This is a genomic window from Roseomonas sp. CECT 9278 (assembly GCF_918698155.1).
Classification (GTDB): Bacteria; Pseudomonadota; Alphaproteobacteria; order Acetobacterales; family Acetobacteraceae; genus Neoroseomonas.
Genome location: NZ_CAKKLX010000101.1, coordinates 1 through 4,041, shown reverse-complemented (window position 1 = coordinate 4,041; position 4,041 = coordinate 1). Strand labels below are relative to the sequence as shown.

Sequence of the window (4,041 nt, the reverse complement as noted above, 5' to 3'; positions counted from 1 at the left end):
ATGACCCTGGAAACCATCGGCGCCGTCAGCGACACTCCCCATGTCAGCCTGTCCGCCGTGACAGCATGACACGGCGGCCCAACCCGCCAGCGATCATCGCTCCTACACCACGCGATGGGACACGACCAGCGCTGCCAGATCATCCGCACTCATCAGGGGCATTCGACCCGCGTCAAGCATCGACTTCCGGTGCGCAGATGCACCTTCGATGAGCTCGGGCAGCGCCGCATTCAGCGCCTCGACAGCCTTGTTGGCGGCGGCGAGCTTCATCGCCCGCGCACCTCCATCCTGCTGCCTGATCCCACTCTCAACGGTGACACGAACCAAATTGAGGGCGCTGACCAAAGTCCCGAGCGCCGAAGTGGTTGGGTCGGGATTTTGCCAGTTGGGCGCAGCCTGCTTGAACCAGGCAACGACCTCCTCTGGTGTGATCACATCTCCTTGGGCAGCCAGGGTTCGCGCCTCTGGTGGCGCGACTATCGACCAAGCTGGTATGCCGGCGGCGTTACGTGCAAAGACGATGATGCGTTTCAGCGCGGGCCGGGTCTGGGGCAATGTCACCTCGGTATTCCGATCAATATCTGGCCGATTGCACTGCGTCCTCGAAGTGGGCGCCGCGGATCTGTCGACGCTATGTCGCGTTCACGTTGGCAGCCGCCTTACTATGACTGATGCTGAGCATTCGTGAAAAGGTTCGACCGGCTTATGTTTGCCGGCTTTCCATTGTGCAGCGGGAAGCGAATCCGTTTGTTGAACATTCAACGCGCGCCGAACGAGATGCGCGCCGCGCGTTGGTTGTCGGACTACACTTTACGAAAACGGAATGCTAGACTCCCGAACAGGATAGAAGTCATCATGAATTCTGTTTTCGATCGTTATTTGCGCGGCGAGGAACGGCAGCAATGGGGCAGTCATGGGACGGAACCACGCAAGAAGGTCGGGACGCACTCGATATCGCCGAACGATTCTATCGTGCCGTCTCCGATCCCGAAGCCTGGACCGATGCTTGCGCGAACGTGAGTGCCAGATTCGGCGGTTCAACAGCCATGCTTTTCGTGGACCGGCACGACGGCATCTTGCCGATCGCGTTCCCCGGGTTTTCCGATCTCGCGCTGCGACTCTACGGGGAACATTTTCACCGTGTTGACCCTTGGGCCCGCGTCGCACGCCGGCTCAGGCCGCAAAAGAACGAACTGAGCTGCTTCATTGGCCATGAGCACGTTCCCGTGGCTGAATTTGAGGAAACCGAAGTTTGGCAGGATCTGTCCCGGCCACATATCGGCGCGTTCCATCTGCTCGGATCGAGCTTCAACCTGGGGGACGGTTCGCACGTTCTGATGGGCTTGCACCGCACGCGCGACCGCGAACCTTACGCCAAGCATGACGTATCGCGACTTCGCCCGCTGCTTCCTCATCTTCGCAACGCGCTGTTCCTGACGCAGCGCCTGCAAGAGACGGAAAGCCTTGCCAATGCTGGGCTTGCGGCTCTGGAGCATCTTGCATCCGGCATCGCGATCGTCGATCGCGCCCGGGAGGTCGTTTACGTGAATGCAGCCATGGAGCGTCTGGCCGGTTCGGGGGCCTTGCGTCTTCGTCCGGATACGGCGCTAGACCGGCCGAGCAGTAGGTCCCAGCTGTCGCTCACGAATTTGGCTGACCAGGCCCGGTTCGTCGGCTTGGTCGAGGAGGCAGCGCAACTTGGTGCCGGCGGTGCCATTCAGTTGCGCTTCGCCGAGAGCGACCAGCGACTGATCCTGCTTGCGATGCCGCTGCCGCGCGCACTGTCGCCGCGTCCGTTGTCCGTCGGACCGCTCGATACCGGTAGGGTGCTCGTGATTGTCCGCGATCACGCGCGTCCGGTCGCCCTTCGCAATGATGTCTTGAAGGCGCTCTTTGGTTTGACGGATGCGGAAATCGCCGTTGCAAAGGCGCTGCTCGGCGGGCGGCAGGCGGAGACCATCGCCGCGGAGCGTGGGGTATCGCTTCCCACCATTCGAACGCAGGTCCGCCACATCCTCGAGAAAGCCGGTGTGAGAAGCCTGCGCGAGCTCGAAGCGCTGCTCGCGGCGCCCTGATCAGGTGCGCCGCCTTAGGTCCTGGACTCCATACGTGTCCACAGCCAGATGGCCGCGGGAGCGACGGTGCTGAGGTAGGTTCGAGCGAGCTTGTCAAAGCGCGTGGTGAGGCGGCGATGATCGTTGCCCCTGCCCACAAAAATGCCTTCGTTGGTGAGCAGAGCCTTCTCGCCATTCGCCCGGATGCCGGGCGGGTTGCGAAGGCTGGTGCGCGCGGGTGCCAGCCTTATGCTGCGCGGCTCGCTCGTGGCGGATAACCTCGCGGCGCTGGTGGGTCGGATCCCGGGTGCCCTGGCGCCATCAGGCCCATGCTCCGGCGCGGGCATGGACATGTTCCGGCTGCTGGGACGCCGGAGGTCCAATGATCCGCGGCTGCTGGCCGGTATGCTCGGGGTCACGCAGACCGAGGCCGAGGTGGCGGCCGCGCTGAGCGGTGCGCGCAGCGTGCAGTCAGTCGCCGCGGATCGCGGCGTGTCGGTCGCCACGGTGCGGACCCAGGTGCGGCGGCTGATCGACAAGCTCGGGTTCGCGAACCTGGGGCAGCTTAAGGCGCTACTGGCCTCGCTGCCCGAACTGCCAGGCGGGACGGTCGCCTGACCCGGGCCGCGACGGGTCCGGCGGCGCGTCGAAACTTCATCCGGCATCATCACAACTGATGATGCGGGCGCAGTTAACCTTCATTCACACTTGCGTCATTCCAAAGCTATCGAGCGTCCCGTGGCATGTCTGCCGCGGTGCACCTGACCGACGGACGCAACCGTGCCGCCTGCCGCTGCCCTTGCCGCGAACCTGGCCGCCGCCCGGACCGGGCGTGTGTGCCAGTGCCGTCTGGCACTGGGCGGCCGGCTTGCCTTGACCTGACAGCCTTTCCCCGGAGAAGCCTTCGATGTCCTGGACCAGTGCTGCGACCGGCGAAACCACTCCTGGCGCGACCGAGGAGAGCGATGTCTTCGCTGGCTTCGACAGCATCGGGGATGTTGCGGACGGGCTTGGCGGGGATGATGTCCTGCGTGGAAACGACGGCGCCGACACGCTGGAGGGCGGTATCGGCTACGACCAGGTTAACGGCGGCGAGGGTGCCGACAGCATCACGGACAGTGCCGATGGCGGCTTCTTCGCCGGCGATGGTGGCGACGACACCATCGCGGTGACGCTGGGCGGCGTGACGGAGAGCTTCTTCGGCCGCGTGCAGATCACCGGTGGCGAGGGCGACGACCGGATCATCGCGAGCGGCACCGGCGTGGAGTATACGCCGGACCCGTCCTACCGCTTCGGCGCGTCGATCACGGGCGATGCCGGCAACGACACCATCGTGGGGTCGGATGCAGCGACGGGGCTCGGCTTCGACGGTGACCAGCTCAACGGCGGCGAGGGCAATGACAGCATCCTCGGCGGCGCCGGGGATGACCAGATCAATGCGGACAACTTCTTTGACACCATCGGCAACGACACGGTCGATGCCGGGGACGGCAACGACTACGTGTATTCCTATGCTGGCGTTGATTCGCTGGTCGGCGGTGCGGGCATCGACAGCGTCTCGATCGACCGCGACGACGCCACGGCGGGCCTTGGCTACACGGTGAACGGTGCGGGCGGGTTGACCGGCACGGACGGCACCAGCGCGGCAGGCTTCGAATCCTTCACCATCCGCACGGGCGCCGGCAACGACACCCTCGACGGTACCCCCAGCGGCGCGGGCTCCGTCTTTTTCGTCGGCAATGGTGGCAACGACCGCATCACGACGGGCGCAGGCGACGATGTCGTCTACGGCGACGATCAGAGTTTCACCGCCTCCGGCAACGACACCATCGCCACTGGCGCCGGCAATGACCAGGTTCGCGGCGGCGAGGGTGCCGACAGCATCACGGACAGTGCCGATGGCGGCTTCTTCGCCGGCGATGGTGGCGACGACACCATCGCGGTGACGCTGGGCGGCGTGACGGAGAGCTTCTTCGGCCGCGTGCAG

4 protein-coding genes are annotated in these 4,041 nt (G+C 64.7%); 3 read left to right on the top strand and 1 reads right to left on the bottom strand.

Translation table 11 applies throughout. The annotated features are described in order from the left end of the window. Positions 1–102: 102 nt before the first annotated feature. Positions 103–561 (bottom strand): hypothetical protein, encoded by a 459-nt coding sequence (locus tag LQ222_RS26030; RefSeq protein ID WP_230169788.1) that lies wholly within the window; start codon positions 559–561, stop codon positions 103–105. Positions 562–902: 341 nt separating this feature from the next. On the opposite strand from LQ222_RS26030, the gene LQ222_RS26025 reads away from it, so the two are divergent. From LQ222_RS26025 to LQ222_RS26015, 3 genes are all read left to right on the top strand, one after another. Then, positions 903–2,075 carry a helix-turn-helix transcriptional regulator gene (locus tag LQ222_RS26025; protein ID WP_230169787.1) on the top strand — a complete coding sequence of 391 codons (1,173 nt, stop codon included), beginning with the start codon at positions 903–905 and terminating at the stop codon, positions 2,073–2,075. A gap of 330 nt (positions 2,076–2,405) precedes the next feature. Beyond that, positions 2,406–2,672, top strand: coding sequence for a hypothetical protein (locus tag LQ222_RS26020; RefSeq protein WP_230169786.1), 267 nt, complete (start codon positions 2,406–2,408; stop codon positions 2,670–2,672). A 289-nt stretch (positions 2,673–2,961) separates the two neighbouring features. After that, the coding region (locus tag LQ222_RS26015) for a calcium-binding protein (RefSeq protein WP_230169785.1) at positions 2,962–4,041 on the top strand (1,080 nt) is incomplete at its 3' end.